The following is a 16,976-nucleotide window of genomic DNA, read 5'->3' as shown; positions in this document are numbered from 1 at the left end:
ATCAAAAATGCAGTTCATCATTTTTTGAGTAAAAAGAATTAAAAATAAATTGGGTTTAGGATTTATTGCAAATATTGGCAATTCCTGCTGAAAGCTATCAAGATCAAATCAAGGTGGTTTTTCCTCAATTTTATTATTCCTGGATTTAAGCTTTCACTTGTTTTCCTTGGAATTTACCCGAACTCACATGCCCTTGTTGAGTTATCCCTTTTCCTAAAAGGACATTAAATAAGGTGATAAAAAGAATTTTCCAATCCAGTAAAAAATTATAGTGATCTACGTACCAGAGGTCATATTTAAATTTCTTTTCCCAAGAAATCGCATTCCTACCATTAATTTGAGCCCAACCTGTGACTCCTGGCCTCACATCATGTCTCCTACTTTGCTCCTTGGAATACAAGACGAGGTATTCTCTTAAAAGAGGCCTTGGTCCAACCATACTCATATCTCCTTTGATCACATTAATCAATTGAGGAATCTCGTCTAATGATGTATTTCTGATAACTTTTCCTATCCAAGTTATCCTGTGTTCATCAGGTAATAGGTTACCATGATCATCAACAGCATCAGACATGGTCTTAAATTTCAGGATATAAAAAACCTTTCCATTCATTCCTGGTCTAGCTTGTGCAAAAAAAGCTGTGCCCTTATGGTGAAATTTGAGAATAACCCACAACAAAATAAATACTGGTGAAAGCACTAGTAACATGGTGCAAGACATAAAAATGTCTAATCCTCTTTTCCAAAAATTGCTATATGTCACTTAATGATAACTTTTTGAAATTTCCTTTTCAATCAAGTAAGCTATTTCCTCTAGCTCTGAATACTCTAAATTGACAGAACTCGGTAAACAAAGTCCCGAATTAAATAATTTCTCCGAAATATTGCCTCCATAAAAGGGCATTTCTCTGAAAACAGGCTGTAAATGAAGGGGCTTCCAAAGAAACCTTGTTTCAATTCCCTCTCTCATTAGAAGAACCCGAATTTTATCATTGCTAATTCCTGCTTTCTCTTCATCGATCAACACGGTGGTTAACCAGTAGTTTGACCAGGAGTCTTCCAATTCTTCTTGAAAAGTAAAACCGTCAAACCTGGAAAAAATTTCTCTATATGCAGCATTGATTTTTCTCCTTTTCTCTACCAAGGTATCCAATTGTTCTAATTGTGCTAATCCCACCGCTGCAGAAAGGTTATTCATTTTGTAATTATAACCTATTTCTAAATGCTGATAATAAGGTAAATCTTCTCTCGCTTGGGTAGATAAATGAATTGCTCGCTGGATTATTTCCGTATCATTTGAAAGTAAAGCACCGCCACCACCCGAGGTGATGATTTTGTTACCATTAAAAGAATAGACACCAATGGTTCCAAATGTGCCACATGATTGCCCATCCACTTTACTTCCCACAGCTTCCGCGGCATCCTCAATTACAGGAATCTGATATTTTTGAGAAATCTCCATCACCTCCTTAATTTTTGCAGGCATCCCAAATAAGTGCACAAGAACAATGGCTTTGGGTTTCTTACCAACAGCAATTCTACTTAAGATCGCATCTTCAAGAAGTTCTGGGGAAATGTTCCAGGTATCTGTTTCACTATCTACAAAAATGGGTTTGGCTCCTAAATAAACAATGGGGTTGGCAGATGCACAAAAAGTAAAAGATTGGCAAATCACCTCATCTCCGGGACCTATTCCTAAAAGAACCATCGCCAAATGCAATGCCGAAGTTCCGGAGTTTAGAGCAACAGCTTCATGTGATTTGATTTTTTTGGCAAGTTTGGTCTCAAACTTATCGATGAAAGCACCATATGTAGCTAAATGTCCAGAGCTAATTGCTTGCTCTGAATATAGTTTTTCATTGCCTTCAAAAACAGGAAAAGAGAGAGGAATACGGTACGCCATTCAAATCAGCTTATGATTTCAATTCTAAACATACCACTTATCAGTCAAAAACCCAACCAAAACCGATTTAGGGGCTGTTAATAAAAAAAGCCCTTTCGGGCTAATTTTAAATTATTGGGAAGAAATACGGATCAATTCATATTGATTGTGCTGTCCTTAAAACTCTCTTTATCCAATAAAATTCTTTTCTTTTTTCTTTTATTTAATTCTCTGATTTCCAGAACCCTAGGAGCTAAATCTACTTTCTTTTTCACATATTTTACTGTGACTTTATCTAGTCTCCAGCCTAGATAAATTACGATGGAAGAAATAATTGGAAGCACTAAATGATCCGAAAAATCTTTTAACGCAATCGTCAAAAAAATTATCACTAACTGCAAAAAACCTAATATAAAAGCAACTTGATTATGCTTTAATCCCATTCTCATCAAGAAGTGGTGAACGTGTGATTTGTCTGGAACCATGGGTCCTTTTCCTTGGGAAATCCTTCTGGTAAAGACTCTAGCCATATCATATAATGGGAAGATCATCAGTGCTACGGAAACAGAAAATGTGTTCTCAAATTTCAAATTACTCCCTGCAGGCAAAGCCTCATTTACCTCCATAAATGCAATGATCAATGTAGCTAGAGTAAAGCCCAGAGTCAATGAGCCCGTATCTCCCATAAATATTTTTGCTGGATGCCAGTTGAAAACTAAAAATGCAAATACCCCTCCTAGGAAAACGAAGCTGATCAATGCATAACTCTCTACTCCTTGATAATAAAACCAAGCTCCTAAAAAGGAGAAAGAAATAATCGCAATTGTACCGGCTAGACCATCCAGCCCATCAATCAAATTAAACCCATTGGTTAAAGCCAGTAAAACCAAAGCTGAAAACAAATAACTACCTGCGAGGTTTAGTTCGTTAATACCAAGAAATCCGTGAAAACTGGTAATTCTAATATCTGCTACTATGACAACCAATAAAACAGATACTAATTGTCCAAGAAGTTTTCTTGAAGCTCTTAATTCTACGATATCATCTCTTAAGCCCACAAAAAACATGATTGCAATACCTCCTAAGAAATAGCGCATGTCCGGAAAATTAAATTGCCACCCCCAAATGGCAAGAGCTATTGCTGCTGCTAGGAAAAAGCCAACACCTCCCATGGAGGGCACCACATTCTGATGAATTTTTCTACCACCTGGGGAATCTGCAATATCAAATCTGTTCAAAATTTTAATAAGCACGGGAAAAAAAAGAACACCAGTGGCTAAGGATGTTAAAAATGCTATGAAATAATACATATAAATAGTTGGTTTAAGCTGATTTACTCAAAAATTGCTCCTAAAATCTAAATCACTTTTCATAAAGACGAATATACGATCAAAATGGCAACAAATTTGAACAGCTATTAACTACAAAGTTATAAATTCTGAGAAAATTGAAAAAATTAAATTATAAAATACAATTTTGTGTATTTACAAAAATTTAAGGCTTCTTTTTGAAGAGATGACAAAAATATCGACCTTTAAATTCCAAAACAACCTTATTTCTATAGTTATTTCACTACCATCCAATGATTTATGACGAACTATTTACGAGAAAATTTCAGCGATAATTCGGCATTTGTTAGATCACAAATTGAGAATAATCAATTTATCTCGAAAGATTTCAATTGGAGAAATTTAACTCTGAAAAGATTTGGAGATTTATTTGGGGCCTCTCTATTTTTCTTAATTTGTGGATTTTGGTTATTTCCATTAGTGGGGTTATTAATTAAAATTGACTCGAAGGGGCCTATATTTTTTAAGCAGGTAAGAGTTGGCTTAAATGGAAAATTATTCCATTGCTATAAATTCAGGACAATGGTCGTCAATAGTGAAGCAAACATTAAACAGGCAACCGAAAATGATCCTCGAGTTACAAAAATCGGAAAGTTTTTAAGAAAAATCAGCATGGACGAGCTTCCACAATTTATGAATGTAATTTATGGAAACATGTCTTTAGTTGGTCCAAGACCATTAATACCATTACAATATCATGAGCTCGAAGATAAAATAGTAGGTTTCGCTAAAAGAAATTTGGTTAAACCTGGAATTTCAGGACTTGCACAAGCTAAAGGATACCGAGGAGAAACAAAATCTATCAGTTCAATTTATTTTAGACATAAACTAGATATGTATTACCTGAAAAACTGGTATCCTTTTATGGACTTAAAATTAATTTGGATGACGATAGATTCAATAGTATTTGGAGACAATAAATCATATTGAATAATAAATAGTAAAACCACATACAACCAACCACAATAAAATTATCATGAATAATTTTTTATCAAATAAAAATATAAATTCCCCCCAATATCAAGATTCATATGAACTCAATAATTTAAGTGAGGAAATACAAGTTTCTCCGCATTATAATTGGTTTAATATCTCTTTAAAACGTGCTATTGATCTTGTTGGATGCTTCATTTTTATGGCATTTATTGGATTTTGGCTGTTTCCGATCATTGCAATTTTGATAAAATTGGAATCACCTGGCCCAGTTTTTTTTCGCCAAGAAAGAAATGGGATTTTCAATTCAAAATTCAAGTGTTATAAATTCCGATCTATGGTTGTAAATAAAGAAGCTGACTTAAAACAAGCAACTAAAGATGATCCTAGGATTACCAGGTTAGGTAAGATTTTACGAAAAACTAGCATTGATGAGTTGCCACAAATATTAAACGTCATTTATGGAAACATGTCATTAGTGGGGCCTAGGCCACAAAGAATAATTTTAAATAAAAAAAGTGCAAAGGAAATCCCTGGATTCTATAATCGTCATCTTGTAAAACCTGGAATTACAGGATTGGCTCAAGCTAAAGGATATAGGGGGGAAACTCAAATTTCAAATACAATGTATTTCCGGTATAAGCTGGACATGTATTACATAAAGACTTGGAATCCATTGTTAGATTTAAAAATAATTTGGATGACGTTTGTATCCATTCTTACTGATAACGAGAACGCCCATTAGAAAAAAAACAGTATTTTCATTAATCGAAAAAGCATTTCAAATGAAATGCTTTTTTTTAGCAAACTGTGATACCTAAAATGATTTCTATGAGAAAGATTTTTCTCCTACCTTTTTTTATAACTTTTGGTTTTCAGTCCTTTAGTCAAAACCTCCCTCTTTCCTTTAGTCAGCACTATGAGTACTTAAGGAGAGAACAAATCCAAGGAAAAATTAACAGTTCCCTGAGTTTTAATGTGAGGCCTTTTGCTATTGAAAAAGCTTTTCCGGAATTCAGCTCGGCATTTTTGGCAGATTCTAGCATTGGCATCATAACTAAACCTTCATTCATCAAAAGCAAGAATGCAAAATTACGGATTACGGCTATCCCTATTCAATTGCTTGCTACCTACAATAGCTCCACTCCAAATGGTTGGGAAAATTCTGAATTACTTTCCAATGTGGGCCTACAAACGATTTTTTCAACAGGTTTTCACCTAAAGTTAGGAAAGCTTTCTGTTCAATTCAACCCAAATTTTCATTATGCCCAGAATAAAGAATTTGAAGAATATCCTTCTAAAGCCCCAAATGAATATTTTAGACGATTAAGTAGAAGTGTATTTGGGATAGATAAGCCTGTGAGGTATGGAACAGGATCAATTTCAAATATTAATTTGGGAAATTCCCATGTGGGTGCCTATTTGGGAGGAATATTTTTGGGCCTTTCTTCTGAAAATATTTGGGCAGGGCCAGGTCAATTCACATCACTGATTCTTAGTGATAATGCTCCAGGATTCTACCATTTTAGGCTTCAAAGTACAAAACCTCTAAAAACCTTCTTAGGAAATTTTGAAGGAATCTACTGGGCAGGGCAATTAAAGTCCTCTGAAAGCACACATTTTTCGGATGGCAATTTCCAAACTGTCTTTGGAGAAAAAGATGAGTCGAGTTGGAGATATTTTACCGGATTGACAATTTCTTATAGTCCTAAATGGATTCCTGGATTGTCAATTGGAGGGACAAGAGGTTTTCAGATTTATAGGGATGATATGGCAGATAATTTCAAATCTTTTTTCCCCTTATTTGCCCCTTTCCAAAAAGAAGAAGAAGGGCTGATAGAAAGCCTGAATTTGAGACAGGATCAAAATGTATCCGTCTTTTCCCGATACTTGGTCTCTTCTGCCAAAGCTGAAATCTATTTTGAATTTTCTCGAAATGACCATCCTTTAAATTGGAGAGATTTGTTAATGAACATAGAACATAGCCGGGCATTTCAGCTTGGTTTTAGTAAATATATTAAACTACCTAATAAATACTCTTTAGGATTCCAGGGAGAAATTACTCAAAGTGAATTTAGTATTAATAATATTATCCGATGGCCTAATAGACAGGGACTTAGTAATAGCGGTTTGGGTGCTTTTGACAATGTTCAGGTGAATCATGGTTGGACCCATGAGGGGCAGTTATTGGGATCTAATACAGGAATTAGTGGGAACTCCTATTTAATCCAAGTAGGGATCTATGATGGATTTGAAGAAATATCTATCAGGATGGAAAGATTTGAAAACCAACCTAACTTTTATGAGTTTGCAAATACTGCTGGGATGAATGTGGACCCATGGATTGACAATTCATTTTTTGTAAACTACTCTAATTCTTTTGAAAAATTCTTGCTAAAGAGCTCCATGGGAATAACTACCTCTTACAATAATAATTTTCTAATTGAAAATCTGAATCAAGATGGATTTTCCACAGGGACTGACAAGAATGGAAATTTTTCAATGAATTTGTCCTTGATTTATCTGCTCTAAAAACTGAAAAAAAGCCCTCCAATATTTTGGAGGGCTTTACTTTCTTCAAAATGGCCCAGACTCGATAATAATTAGCTTGGTCCTGGATTATCGAGTATATAGTAATCTTGCCCCTAGAAAGTTATATCTTATTTGAAAGATTTTTTCAAAGATACAGCTAATCGTAAAGCTTAGGAAACTTACTGCTCCCTATTACCAACTGTTTACCGATCTCTGAAAATTATTCACGATTTCCCAATTGCATAAACCCTAAATCCTATTTTTCTTAGAGCTTCATGATCTAAAATATTTCTACCATCAAAAACTTGAGCAGGCTTGAGCATGGAATCATAGATTTTTTGCCAATCATAGGTTTTAAACTCATCCCATTCTGTCAAAATTGCGACTGCATGCGAATCTTTACAAACTTCATAAGGATCTACTTCCACATTCACCAATGATCTATTTTCTTCCTCAGAACGAGTCTGAAGACAGTTTAAGTCAAACTGAATCTGTTTCTCCTTTACCTTAGGGTCATATACAGAAATAATTGCTTTCTCATTAAGTAAATGATCGGCCACATAAATAGCAGCAGACTCTCTGGTATCATTGGTGTCTTTCTTAAAAGCCCAGCCCAGAAAGGCGATCTTTTTACCACTGACAGTATTATATAATGATTTGATAATCTTCTTGGCAAACCTTCCTTTTTGGTGATCATTCATTTTAATTACCTGTTCCCAATAATCGGCTACCTCAGTCAATCCATAAGATCTGCTGATGTAAACCAGATTCAAAATATCCTTTTGAAAACAAGATCCACCAAAACCTACAGAAGCCTTTAGGAATTTCTTTCCAATTCTGCTATCAGCCCCAATTGCTCTAGATACTTCATCAATATCCGCTTCGGTGGCTTCGCATAATTCCGAAAGCGAATTGATAGAGGAAACACGTTGTGCTAGTACTGCATTAGCTGTCAACTTTGAAAGTTCAGAAGACCAAACATTCGTTGTTAGGATTTTCTCTCTGGGAATCCAGTGAGCATAGATATCTACTAAAGCTTGAATAGCTTCCTTTCCTTCAGGAGAGTTTTCCCCACCGATCAAGACCCGATCTGCCTGTTGTAAATCTTCTACTGCAGTGCCTTCAGCCAAAAACTCTGGATTGGAAAGAATCTGAAACTTTACTCCTCCCCCTGTATTTCTAAGGATGTCTTTAACTGCTTCTGCAGTACGAACTGGTAAAGTAGATTTTTCTACTACTATTTTATCGGAGTCTGAAGCCGCAGCGATCTGTCGGGCACATAATTCGATCCATTTCAGATCTGCAGCCTGCCCTTTTCCTTCTCCATAGGTTTTTGTAGGGGTATTTACTGAGATAAACACCATTTCTGCTTCTTTGATGACAGTATCCACTTCAGTTGAAAAAAATAAGTTTCGCCCTCTGGCCTCGGCTACTACCTGATCAAGATCAGGCTCATATACTGGAAGATTTTCTAGATTCTCATCATTCCAGGCATCTATTCTGGCCTGATTGATATCCACCACAGTGACTTGAATATGAGGACATTTTTGCGCAATAACGGCCATAGTTGGACCACCGACATATCCAGCTCCTATACAACAGATTTTTGTGATTTTCTTTTTTTCCATTTCTAAAAAAAATATAAAACAATTAAAATTTCGGGAAATTTATATTTACCAACATAGACCTTCATAGTTAGGTAACTCTTCAAGCTCGGGAATTCTTACAAGATCAATTAGGCAAGGTTTCTCTTTTAGGATATCCAAATATCTAGTTGCATCAAAATTTCTATGATTAATCAAAACTATTTCTGAATCCTCGATTGCCTTCTTTGGATCTTCTTCAATCAATTCAGATAAATGTGGCATATGTTCATCAATAAAAGATCTGTTTTCACCTATCAATTTGGATAGGTGTACATTTTCATCATGAATCGTCAATTGATAACCTTTACCTATTAATTTTTCAGCCAAATCTACTGAAGGACTATACCTTAAATCATCCGTCCCCTCTTTGAATGACAAGCCTATAAAACAAATCTTCTTTTTTCCTGTTCTAGCAATTAGTTCAAATGCTAAACGTTTTTGGTGTTCATTAGATTCATGCACGCCACTTAAAACCGGTGTAGCAACATATTGATCATGCCCTAATGTAACTAGACCTTTTAGGTCTTTTGGTAGGCAAGATCCACCATAGGCAAAGCCAGGTTTGAAATAAGCCGGAGAAATATTTAGATGTGTATCCTTACAGAAGAGCTCCATTACCTTATGGGAATCTATTCCCATAGATTTTGCTATATTACCGACTTCATTTGCAAAAGTGATTTTTAGTGCATGAAAACTGTTGTTTACATATTTTATCATTTCCGCAACTTCAATATCAGTGATTTCAATTGGAGCTTCCAACTCATCGTAAAGTGATGAAACTTTTGAAAGTGCGACTTCATGATCACCTCCTATTACAGTGATTGCTGGGTTATAATAATCTTTGACTGCAGTACCTTCTCTTAGAAATTCAGGATTAGAGACAACGGAAAATCCTTCACCTCTTTTCTTACCTGAAAATTGAGCTATAATTTCTCCAATTTTTTTATTTGTCCCAGGTAAAACAGTACTTCTTATTACAACAGTGTGGAAATCAATTTTATTTTTCAAGGCCTCACCTATCTGCTCAGCTGTTTTGTAAATATATGACAAGTTAAGGTGGCCCTGTGGTGAGGATGGAGTACCTACACAAATTATACTTAACTCTGTTTCTAATACGGCCTTATTTGCACTGGTAGTTGCACTGATACTATTATTTTCAAATTCTTCCTTAATAATAAGGTCAATATCCTTTTCAACAATTGTTGCAATACCACAATTAATCATGCCAACTTTGGTATCATTAATGTCTACACCAACAACTTTGTGACCATTTTTAGCCAAACACCCCAAGCTAACACAGCCAACGTATCCTAATCCAAAAATTGAAATATTCATAGTTTACTTTTTATTATAATCGTTTATATTTTTGTACATAAATCCCTGCATGTCATCCCATTGCTCCAATAACAGATTTCTAATATTTCTTTGCTCTAAAGAATTAAACTCTTTTTCAACCAGTTCATTTATCTTGTTTATAGCATTGTGGCCTGCTAAATGATATAGCATACCCCTTTGTTTAAGAAGTTGGTTAGCTTTCATTTCTCTGATTCCGCAATAAATACTTGGAACACCAAGCATAGCACCTTCCCTAGCCATACTATCACCAGAAGAAACCATTAATCTACTGTAATAAATCAAAGAGTGAATATCTTTTATAGGCTCCTCTAGAATTATCCAATGATCTGGAAATTCATCTCTGATTGACTTATCTTCTAAGGACAACAAGACTGGGATTTTATTATTAATTTCACTTGAAAAACTACACACTATTGCATCCTCCTGATCCATATAGTTGAAAGATTTGTTGCTTACCTCTCTCACAAAAATGTAATCATACGCATTTACATTATATTCATTTAATGCTTCAATTGAAGGGTTGAAATAAACCGGACTTAGATAACTCCACTCCTTCAAACAATTGAAAACTCCTATTTTCTTGCTTTCCGAAACAAGAGGAGGAAAAAAAATCCTATTCGATAAAAATGCATTAATTTGATTTATTCTTTTTCGCTCAGGGTCATCATAAAATTGGATTATCGGGGTACTAGAAAGCCTACACGCGAGTGCCAAAGGAGCACTACTTGCAGCTATGCATATAGAAAAGCGGTATTTCATTATTAGTTTTAAAAATTCTGCAGTTCGCTTTATGTTGCCATTCCAAAGAATAGACCATTTAGTGCCTCGGCTGCTGCCTACTGGAATTAGCTTTATTCCTTTATACTCTCTTTTTATTATTGCTGGAAGCTTTCCCCTATCTAAATAACAAACTATAACTTCCCATCCTTCATCTTTTAATCTAAAAGCTAACCCTCTAAATAAGTTAAGCTGGGCAGGATGTTTAATATCCAGCATAATTGAATTATTGATCATTTAAAAATTCTTAATGGAAATAGCGTTTATAATTTCGTTCATAAGTAAGATTATCAATTTTTCTTGCCCGAATCAATTTAGCTGGATTCCCAGCATATATGGACCAAGGTAAAGTATCTTTAGTCACTACAGACGACAATGCAACTGCTGTTCCTTCTGCAATAGTTCTACCCGGCAATACATATACACCGGTAAACAAACTTGCATAATCTCCGATTTTAACTTTGGCACCTGTAGACTTATACTCTTTATCATCAAGATCGTGTCCTAGAGTAAAAATTCTAACATATCCTGCCAAATCAACATAGTTCCCTATTTCAATACCCCTACGGCCGTCAAGCAAGCTCCCATGACCTATTGAACAATTAGTGCCAATTTTAATTTTAGAAGGTGCATACACCCTTACTCCCATTTGTATATGTGAATTCTTTCCTATCTTCATACCATACATATATCGATAAAAAAATTCACGTATAATATAACTAGGAATTCTACTGACAATATGATTTGCAAAAGCCAAGTATAGAAATCTAAAATAATTGATAATCTCTCTACTTTTGCTGCCAGGTTTTAACAATTTATCTATCATTGAATTAGATTCTAGATTTAATAAATTTAGCAGGAACTCCACCCCAGATCGTAAATGCAGGAATATCTTTGGTCACAACCGCTCCGGCCCCTACAATACTACCTTTACCTATCCTTACGCCAGGCATAACTATTACACGAAGTCCCAACCAAACATCATCCTCTATATAGGAAGTGAATGCTTCAGACCTACCTTGGTCAGCCATAGGTACATCAACATCACTATTTAGATGAGTTTTACCTAAAACAATACATTCTCTTGCGATCATAACATTATTGCCAATTTCTACATTATCCAAACGAACCCTTTCATTAATTTGACAATTATTCCCAATCTTAACCCCATTCCCAGAACCAACATATATTCCTTTTTGGATTTTGTTTCCAATACCAATTCCTATCACATTTCTTAATAGGGCAATTCTTATTGTATTAAATAAAGGACCACCTGGCCACCAATAACTCGGAAAGTTAGAGGCAAACAAGTAATAAAGAAGCAAAGATATCTTTTTCATTTGAATTTAATTAGATTTTTATAAGTCACCTAAAAAGTTGAAGCAGACTAATGAATCAAGATTAAATAAAAATCGAATAAATGTGTGACTAATGAGTCATGCTAGACTTAATATAATTAAATTTTGATCTCTATTGGCACTATGTAATCTCACAACATTATAATTATCAACCTGTGTCTATTTAGTCATATTAAATTCCAAAGATTATTATTTATGTTTCGAGAATTCAGCAATTGCTAAAGACATCCAACCTTGCCAACGTACATAGTTAATTTTTGACTTATATATACGATTCTGGAAAAAATAAAAATAGCCATCTTTAGAATCATAATAATTTGATACAGCCCAATTAAGAATTGTTTCAGCTCTATCAATTTGCCCTATTTTTGAAAATAGAATTATGGCATTGGCAATATCTCTTATTTCAGTATCTATAAGCTTACTCCTAATATCCTTTGGGTAATGCATTGTGTGAAAATGAAGTGGTCTTGGGCCAATAAAACAATTTGTAATATAATCTGCCAATGCTGATTCAAACATTAAATTTGACTTATCGGTATTTACTACTTCATGCATATGATAGATGGATTCCAACATAAAGACTGTATGAAAATTATCAACATATGGATTTTTTACAGAGTAACCCCAAGAACCATCAGGATTTTGTACTGAAACCAAATAATTCAAAATTTTTAACAATTTATTTTTAAGATCTTCACTAGGAAAGATCTTATAATATAAAGCATAAAATCTACCCACTTTGGCAGTTGCATTATAAACCTCATCCTTCTGATTTGGAAGATAGGAAAACCATAAAGTATAATCATCCTCAAATTTAAGCCATTTAGAACTGAGCAATTCCTCAAATGATATTATACAATCCAGTAATTTCTTATTTCCTGAATTTTTGTACGCTTCAAAAAAAGCAAACATAGTGAACAGTGAGATAATAAGAGAGGTCTTACCAGGACCAGACTGGTATCGGGAAAGAGCCATTTCAAAAGCAAAACCTACAGAATACTCTTCAAATTCAATACTACGATTTTCTATAAGCCAGTTTATTAAATAATCAATTTCAGTTGAAAATTTAATTGGATCGTAAATACATAAGGCCTGCAAAAAAAGGGCATTAGATTTAGAATTGTAAGAATCTACAATACCAAGTGCCTTACGAAAATTAATGGGGGAAATTTTATTCAAAAATGAGAGTTTGGATATCAATTGAGAGGGCAAGTTAACCTTTGAGCTAGCAAAATCGTAAGGATCTATACCTCTAAAATCTTTAACACTAAGATTAGTTACAATTCTATCTATAATTTTATCCATATATATGTTTTTTAAGCCGATCTACTACCACAGTAGGAGAATATAGAGACTTTCCACGTTTAAAATTCTGATTACTAATTGAATTCAATAATTCCACATTTTTTAAAGAATCAATTATGACATTAGCTAAACTTGAAGGAGAAAGATCATTTAATAGAAACCCCATTTCCTGATCCTTAAAAAAATACTTTAAACCTCCTACAGGGGGTACTATCACGACACATCCCGCAGTAATAGCTTCTAAGACACTAATAGGTAAGCCTTCTCCATGAGAAGTTGGCAAAACGTAATAGTCTGCCCATGCGAAATACTCATACTTTAAAGTACCATCAATTCTCCCAATATAGGAAATATCAAGCTTACTATTTGAAGATATCCAATCAGTAACCTCGGTTTCAGCTGATCCAGAACCAGCAATTCTAAGTTGCAAATTGGGAATATTATCGCTTAGGATTTTAAAAGCATCAAGAAGCCGAAAGATCCCTTTATCTTTTTCTAGCCTAGCTAAGTATAACAACTTAATAGAATCACCTTTGAAAAGTGATTTATTAATATTAAAAAAATCAATAAACTCTGAGTTAACTACAGTTACTTCAACTTCAATTTTACCTTCATCAATTCCAATAGAAACTAAATCGTTTTTAAAGTCTTCTGACAGAACAAAAATTTTTTTTGCAAATTTAAAACTATCACTTGAACTGTGGTTCTTTATGGTAGTGAAATAAGATGTATCCCAACCATGAATAAATATATAAAAATCTCGTTTAAACAAACGACAAGCTTTAATATACATCAAGTCTCTAGAATACGCATTTTTGTTTAATGATGTATTAATAAATACAGGAGCATCAGGATTGCCAAGTAAACCCTTAAATAAAAAATTAAAAAAATGTTTAGCAAAATAATAAGACTTAGCTAAAGTATTGGAACCATGACCTCCACGAAAGAAATATTTTTCATTAATTCCCCAAAAGCCCCTTAAACTGAGTACATAAGAGGAAACACCTCCTGAAATCGATAAAAAAGGAGACAAAATTAATATGGATGTATTCATTTCACTTAAACTAATTTTCTATTACAACCTATAAAAGCACCAAAAACACTAAAGACAAATATCTTATACGTAATAGCCCACATATTTCCTATAAAGGAAACCAATATTACCATTAAAAATATGGACTGAAATACACGTTTGTAATCAACTAAGGCTAAAGAATTATACTTATTGAACTTTTTAAGAAATTTTTTATAAATATCCACTAACATGTAAACATATAAGAATAACCCCACAATACCACTACTAAAAAGTACATAAACAAAATCATTATGAATAGGTCGATCCTTTAAAAATCCATAATTATTTATAGAATTGAAAGGCTCAATTCCAAATAAATAATTTAAATAACTATCATTTTCAAGAAAAGTATCCACAACTAATCCTAATTCTAATACACGCCCCTCCTCTTCAATATCGTATTCGCCAGAGACAAAATATTTTCTAGACTCTAATCTTTCCATAAAAATTGGTTCAATATATGGGTAAAGTGGAATCGAAACAAAAGAAAGAACAATAATGAGATAAACAAGATTCTTTTTATTTTTGCTAAATAATTGCCCAAAAAGAAACAAAAAAGAAGAAATAACTATTGTAGTCCTTTTAATACTCAAAATAAGTGATAAAGCATTTAGTAAACCGATAGCAAACCAAAAGATGTTACTCTTTAATACTTTAAATCGAATAAAAAATGGCATTAGTCCTACTAAATATGCCATAATAAAAAGTCTGGAGTCTGCAAGAGCCAAATTAATAAACCCTAAATCATTTCCTTTAATTGTATCTTCTCCTAAATTATATAAATTAGCTATAGAAATTAAAATAACATGTAATACTAAAACTAAAAAACATGATTTAATAAACAATTGAAAATCTTTAAAATCTTTTATTAAAAAAAAAGATATAGGTAAAAACATCATATATAGAAAAATTTTAAAAAACTCAGAGAGACTAAAAATTATATCAGAAGCAAAAAGACACAATACCAACCAATATATTAATAAAAAAGCAAGTAATTTGAATTCACCAAATAGATGATTGAAATAAAAGAAAAAAAATAGAAATACAAATGAAGCGTTAACTACTAACCTTAATATTCCAGATACACTAGATAATGACTCAATATAATATAAAAAATCAAAAATTAGATTTAAACTAAGTATACTGCAAAAGTAGAAAGTAGTGAATTTACGAATATTAAATCGAACTATGCCCATAGAAAATCCAATTTTTTTGCAATTATATCACCCGTAAGTTCACATTCATCATTAAGATACTCATCTAATAAATTTAACTCTTCGTCAGAAATATATACTGATATCTCATCATTTGATAGATTTAATTGCTCAATTTTCTTACTAAGATTCTTTCTAAACTTCAAAGGCAATAAATTTTTAAACATTTTAATACCCCTACCTCTCAACAAGACATTTATTATATTAGATTTAGGCGAAGAAGACTTATTTAAATGCTTAAAATTAATGTCTACGTTTGAATTGATTTGCAAAAAATCATAAACTTCTTGCATAACTGATAAACGCATATCAGGATTAATTAGCTCCTCATATATAGTAAAATGAATTTGGTTTCTAGGAAAATATTTTAAGTAATCTGAGATTTGAGAAGAATATTTACCGTGTGAAATATAGGTTCTATTAGACAAAGATGCATAATCAGTAAAACTATTACTAAGTTCAAGAGACAAAGAATCAGCAAGAGAATTAGTTTCTCTTAAACTTCGAACAAAATACTTATAAGCAGAAATAGCGCGATCTTGGGGCTTCCTTAAGCAAATCAATAATTTAGCATCAGGGTTATAATTATGCAACCGTTCTGCGCATTTCTCACTAAAATACAAATAATTAACCGCACTATGTAAGAGAACTTTTGATTTTGATTTATAAAAAGACTCCAAATATTCATCTGCTTTTTCCTGTAGGCTCGGTGCCGTGAAATGATGATAATCTTTAATAAAATCAGGAGCAAGAACATCATCATGTTGACCTAACCAGTCATATAGACTAGTTGTTCCAGCCTTTTGAGCACCAATTAGAAATGTATTTATTTTCATGAATAAATCTACAAATTATAATCAAACATCTTAAAATCTTCTCTATATGCCTTATAAACACAGTTTTTTACAGTATCAGTTATATCTATATTAGACCTATTGAGCGAAAGTAGATTAAAAGACTTTTTATCAGATTTGTATAATCGGGCCAATTTAATCTGCTTGCTAATTAATGTAACTTTCTTTTTAGCTTTATTATAATGAGGTAATTTTTTATCTGACAGGCCAATTTTCTCACTAATTATCTGAAAATCATTCTCAAGATTCTCAAATTTCCCAATAAAATCCATTGGAATTTGACCCATAGAATTGCGAATAAAATGAACTTGGCTTTGAAAAAACCAATTTTCTTCCACCAATCTTGGAACAGCCTTAATTACAAAATCGTTAAATGAACAAAGATAATTATATCCTTTATAATTATAAATTGATCTCAACCGATCTAATGGATGACGAACTATAGAAAACTTGTAATATTTTTCAACTATTTCATTTGATAAATAGTGGTATTTTATCATATCATCATATGATAGATGAGCAAATCTTGGGGGACCAATATTCAAATTATTGTTTGGACCTAACCAGAAAGGCATCCTGTTTTCATACTTAACATCTAACGATTCAAGTATCTTTTTCTCTATGCTTATTCCTGCTGTTTTAGGAATATGTACAAATACACATTTATGAAAATGACTTATCATATTGAAATT

16 protein-coding genes are annotated in these 16,976 nt (G+C 33.0%); 3 read left to right on the top strand and 13 right to left on the bottom strand.

The genetic code is table 11. The annotated features are described in order from the left end of the window. Window positions 1-145 precede the first annotated feature (145 nt). The 3 genes from ALPR1_RS09495 to ALPR1_RS09485 all read right to left on the bottom strand — a co-directional run bounded on the left by ALPR1_RS09495 (window position 146) and on the right by ALPR1_RS09485 (window position 3,192). Entirely contained in the window at window positions 146-709 is a 564-nt protein-coding gene (locus ALPR1_RS09495; protein ID WP_394330545.1) for a sugar transferase, read from the bottom strand. A 54-nt stretch (window positions 710-763) separates the two neighbouring features. Then, on the bottom strand, window positions 764-1,903 hold the full coding sequence (locus ALPR1_RS09490; protein ID WP_008200228.1) for an aminotransferase class I/II-fold pyridoxal phosphate-dependent enzyme: 1,140 nt from the start codon (window positions 1,901-1,903) through the stop codon (window positions 764-766). A gap of 131 nt (window positions 1,904-2,034) precedes the next feature. Next, a complete protein-coding gene (locus ALPR1_RS09485; RefSeq protein ID WP_008200227.1) occupies window positions 2,035-3,192 on the bottom strand; it encodes an MraY family glycosyltransferase in 1,158 nt (385 codons plus the stop codon). 279 nt (window positions 3,193-3,471) lie between these two features. Between ALPR1_RS09485 and ALPR1_RS09480 the strand changes: the two genes are divergently transcribed. The 3 genes from ALPR1_RS09480 to ALPR1_RS09470 all read left to right on the top strand — a co-directional run bounded on the left by ALPR1_RS09480 (window position 3,472) and on the right by ALPR1_RS09470 (window position 6,696). After that, window positions 3,472-4,161 carry a sugar transferase gene (locus ALPR1_RS09480; protein WP_008200226.1) on the top strand — a complete coding sequence of 230 codons (690 nt, stop codon included), beginning with the start codon at window positions 3,472-3,474 and terminating at the stop codon, window positions 4,159-4,161. Between the two features lie 46 nt (window positions 4,162-4,207). Beyond that, entirely contained in the window at window positions 4,208-4,909 is a 702-nt protein-coding gene (locus ALPR1_RS09475) for a sugar transferase (protein ID WP_008200224.1), read from the top strand. Window positions 4,910-4,995: 86 nt separating this feature from the next. After that, complete coding sequence (locus tag ALPR1_RS09470) at window positions 4,996-6,696, top strand: capsule assembly Wzi family protein (RefSeq protein WP_161599228.1); 1,701 nt, start codon at window positions 4,996-4,998, stop codon at window positions 6,694-6,696. A gap of 224 nt (window positions 6,697-6,920) precedes the next feature. On the opposite strand, the gene ALPR1_RS09465 is transcribed toward ALPR1_RS09470, so the two are convergent. From ALPR1_RS09465 to ALPR1_RS09420, 10 genes are all read right to left on the bottom strand, one after another. Beyond that, window positions 6,921-8,324 (bottom strand): UDP-glucose 6-dehydrogenase, encoded by a 1,404-nt coding sequence (locus ALPR1_RS09465; protein ID WP_008200222.1) that lies wholly within the window; start codon window positions 8,322-8,324, stop codon window positions 6,921-6,923. Window positions 8,325-8,369: 45 nt separating this feature from the next. After that, window positions 8,370-9,677, bottom strand: a complete 1,308-nt coding sequence (locus ALPR1_RS09460; protein WP_008200221.1) for a UDP-glucose dehydrogenase family protein — start codon at window positions 9,675-9,677, stop codon at window positions 8,370-8,372. A 3-nt stretch (window positions 9,678-9,680) separates the two neighbouring features. Then, complete coding sequence (locus tag ALPR1_RS09455; protein WP_008200220.1) at window positions 9,681-10,712, bottom strand: DUF354 domain-containing protein; 1,032 nt, start codon at window positions 10,710-10,712, stop codon at window positions 9,681-9,683. 10 nt (window positions 10,713-10,722) lie between these two features. Then, on the bottom strand, window positions 10,723-11,301 hold the full coding sequence (locus ALPR1_RS09450) for an acyltransferase (RefSeq protein WP_008200218.1): 579 nt from the start codon (window positions 11,299-11,301) through the stop codon (window positions 10,723-10,725). 4 nt (window positions 11,302-11,305) lie between these two features. Further along, window positions 11,306-11,815, bottom strand: coding sequence for an acyltransferase (locus ALPR1_RS09445; RefSeq protein WP_008200216.1), 510 nt, complete (start codon window positions 11,813-11,815; stop codon window positions 11,306-11,308). 207 nt (window positions 11,816-12,022) lie between these two features. Continuing rightward, a complete protein-coding gene (locus ALPR1_RS09440) occupies window positions 12,023-13,141 on the bottom strand; it encodes a prenyltransferase/squalene oxidase repeat-containing protein (protein WP_008200215.1) in 1,119 nt (372 codons plus the stop codon). Continuing rightward, complete coding sequence (locus ALPR1_RS09435; protein WP_008200211.1) at window positions 13,134-14,195, bottom strand: glycosyltransferase family 4 protein; 1,062 nt, start codon at window positions 14,193-14,195, stop codon at window positions 13,134-13,136. The genes ALPR1_RS09440 and ALPR1_RS09435 overlap by 8 nt, the downstream gene beginning before the upstream one ends. 5 nt (window positions 14,196-14,200) lie before the next feature. Further along, window positions 14,201-15,115, bottom strand: a complete 915-nt coding sequence (locus ALPR1_RS09430; RefSeq protein WP_153231791.1) for a hypothetical protein — start codon at window positions 15,113-15,115, stop codon at window positions 14,201-14,203. A 287-nt stretch (window positions 15,116-15,402) separates the two neighbouring features. After that, entirely contained in the window at window positions 15,403-16,266 is an 864-nt protein-coding gene (locus tag ALPR1_RS09425) for a sulfotransferase domain-containing protein (RefSeq protein WP_008200208.1), read from the bottom strand. 8 nt (window positions 16,267-16,274) lie between these two features. Continuing rightward, on the bottom strand, window positions 16,275-16,967 hold the full coding sequence (locus ALPR1_RS09420) for a sulfotransferase family 2 domain-containing protein (protein WP_008200207.1): 693 nt from the start codon (window positions 16,965-16,967) through the stop codon (window positions 16,275-16,277). Between the last annotated feature and the right edge of the window lie 9 nt (window positions 16,968-16,976).

Source organism: Algoriphagus machipongonensis (genome assembly GCF_000166275.1).
Classification (GTDB): domain Bacteria; phylum Bacteroidota; class Bacteroidia; order Cytophagales; family Cyclobacteriaceae; genus Algoriphagus; species Algoriphagus machipongonensis.
The sequence above is the reverse complement of the archived record's forward strand: the minus strand, read 5'-3'. Positions and strand labels throughout refer to the sequence as shown.

Bases quoted from the DNA above. Each gene is read 5' to 3' on its own strand.
- ALPR1_RS09495 (WP_394330545.1), bottom strand. From the start codon at position 709: ATGTTACTAGTGCTTTCACCAGTATTTATTTTGTTGTGGGTTATTCTC.
- ALPR1_RS09490 (WP_008200228.1), bottom strand. From the start codon at position 1,903: ATGGCGTACCGTATTCCTCTCTCTTTTCCTGTTTTTGAAGGCAATGAA.
- ALPR1_RS09485 (WP_008200227.1), bottom strand. From the start codon at position 3,192: ATGTATTATTTCATAGCATTTTTAACATCCTTAGCCACTGGTGTTCTT.
- ALPR1_RS09480 (WP_008200226.1), top strand. From the start codon at position 3,472: ATGACGAACTATTTACGAGAAAATTTCAGCGATAATTCGGCATTTGTT.
- ALPR1_RS09475 (WP_008200224.1), top strand. From the start codon at position 4,208: ATGAATAATTTTTTATCAAATAAAAATATAAATTCCCCCCAATATCAA.
- ALPR1_RS09470 (WP_161599228.1), top strand. From the start codon at position 4,996: ATGAGAAAGATTTTTCTCCTACCTTTTTTTATAACTTTTGGTTTTCAG.
- ALPR1_RS09465 (WP_008200222.1), bottom strand. From the start codon at position 8,324: ATGGAAAAAAAGAAAATCACAAAAATCTGTTGTATAGGAGCTGGATAT.
- ALPR1_RS09460 (WP_008200221.1), bottom strand. From the start codon at position 9,677: ATGAATATTTCAATTTTTGGATTAGGATACGTTGGCTGTGTTAGCTTG.
- ALPR1_RS09455 (WP_008200220.1), bottom strand. From the start codon at position 10,712: ATGATCAATAATTCAATTATGCTGGATATTAAACATCCTGCCCAGCTT.
- ALPR1_RS09450 (WP_008200218.1), bottom strand. From the start codon at position 11,301: ATGATAGATAAATTGTTAAAACCTGGCAGCAAAAGTAGAGAGATTATC.
- ALPR1_RS09445 (WP_008200216.1), bottom strand. From the start codon at position 11,815: ATGAAAAAGATATCTTTGCTTCTTTATTACTTGTTTGCCTCTAACTTT.
- ALPR1_RS09440 (WP_008200215.1), bottom strand. From the start codon at position 13,141: ATGGATAAAATTATAGATAGAATTGTAACTAATCTTAGTGTTAAAGAT.
- ALPR1_RS09435 (WP_008200211.1), bottom strand. From the start codon at position 14,195: ATGAATACATCCATATTAATTTTGTCTCCTTTTTTATCGATTTCAGGA.
- ALPR1_RS09430 (WP_153231791.1), bottom strand. From the start codon at position 15,115: ATGATGTTTTTACCTATATCTTTTTTTTTAATAAAAGATTTTAAAGAT.
- ALPR1_RS09425 (WP_008200208.1), bottom strand. From the start codon at position 16,266: ATGAAAATAAATACATTTCTAATTGGTGCTCAAAAGGCTGGAACAACT.
- ALPR1_RS09420 (WP_008200207.1), bottom strand. From the start codon at position 16,967: ATGATAAGTCATTTTCATAAATGTGTATTTGTACATATTCCTAAAACA.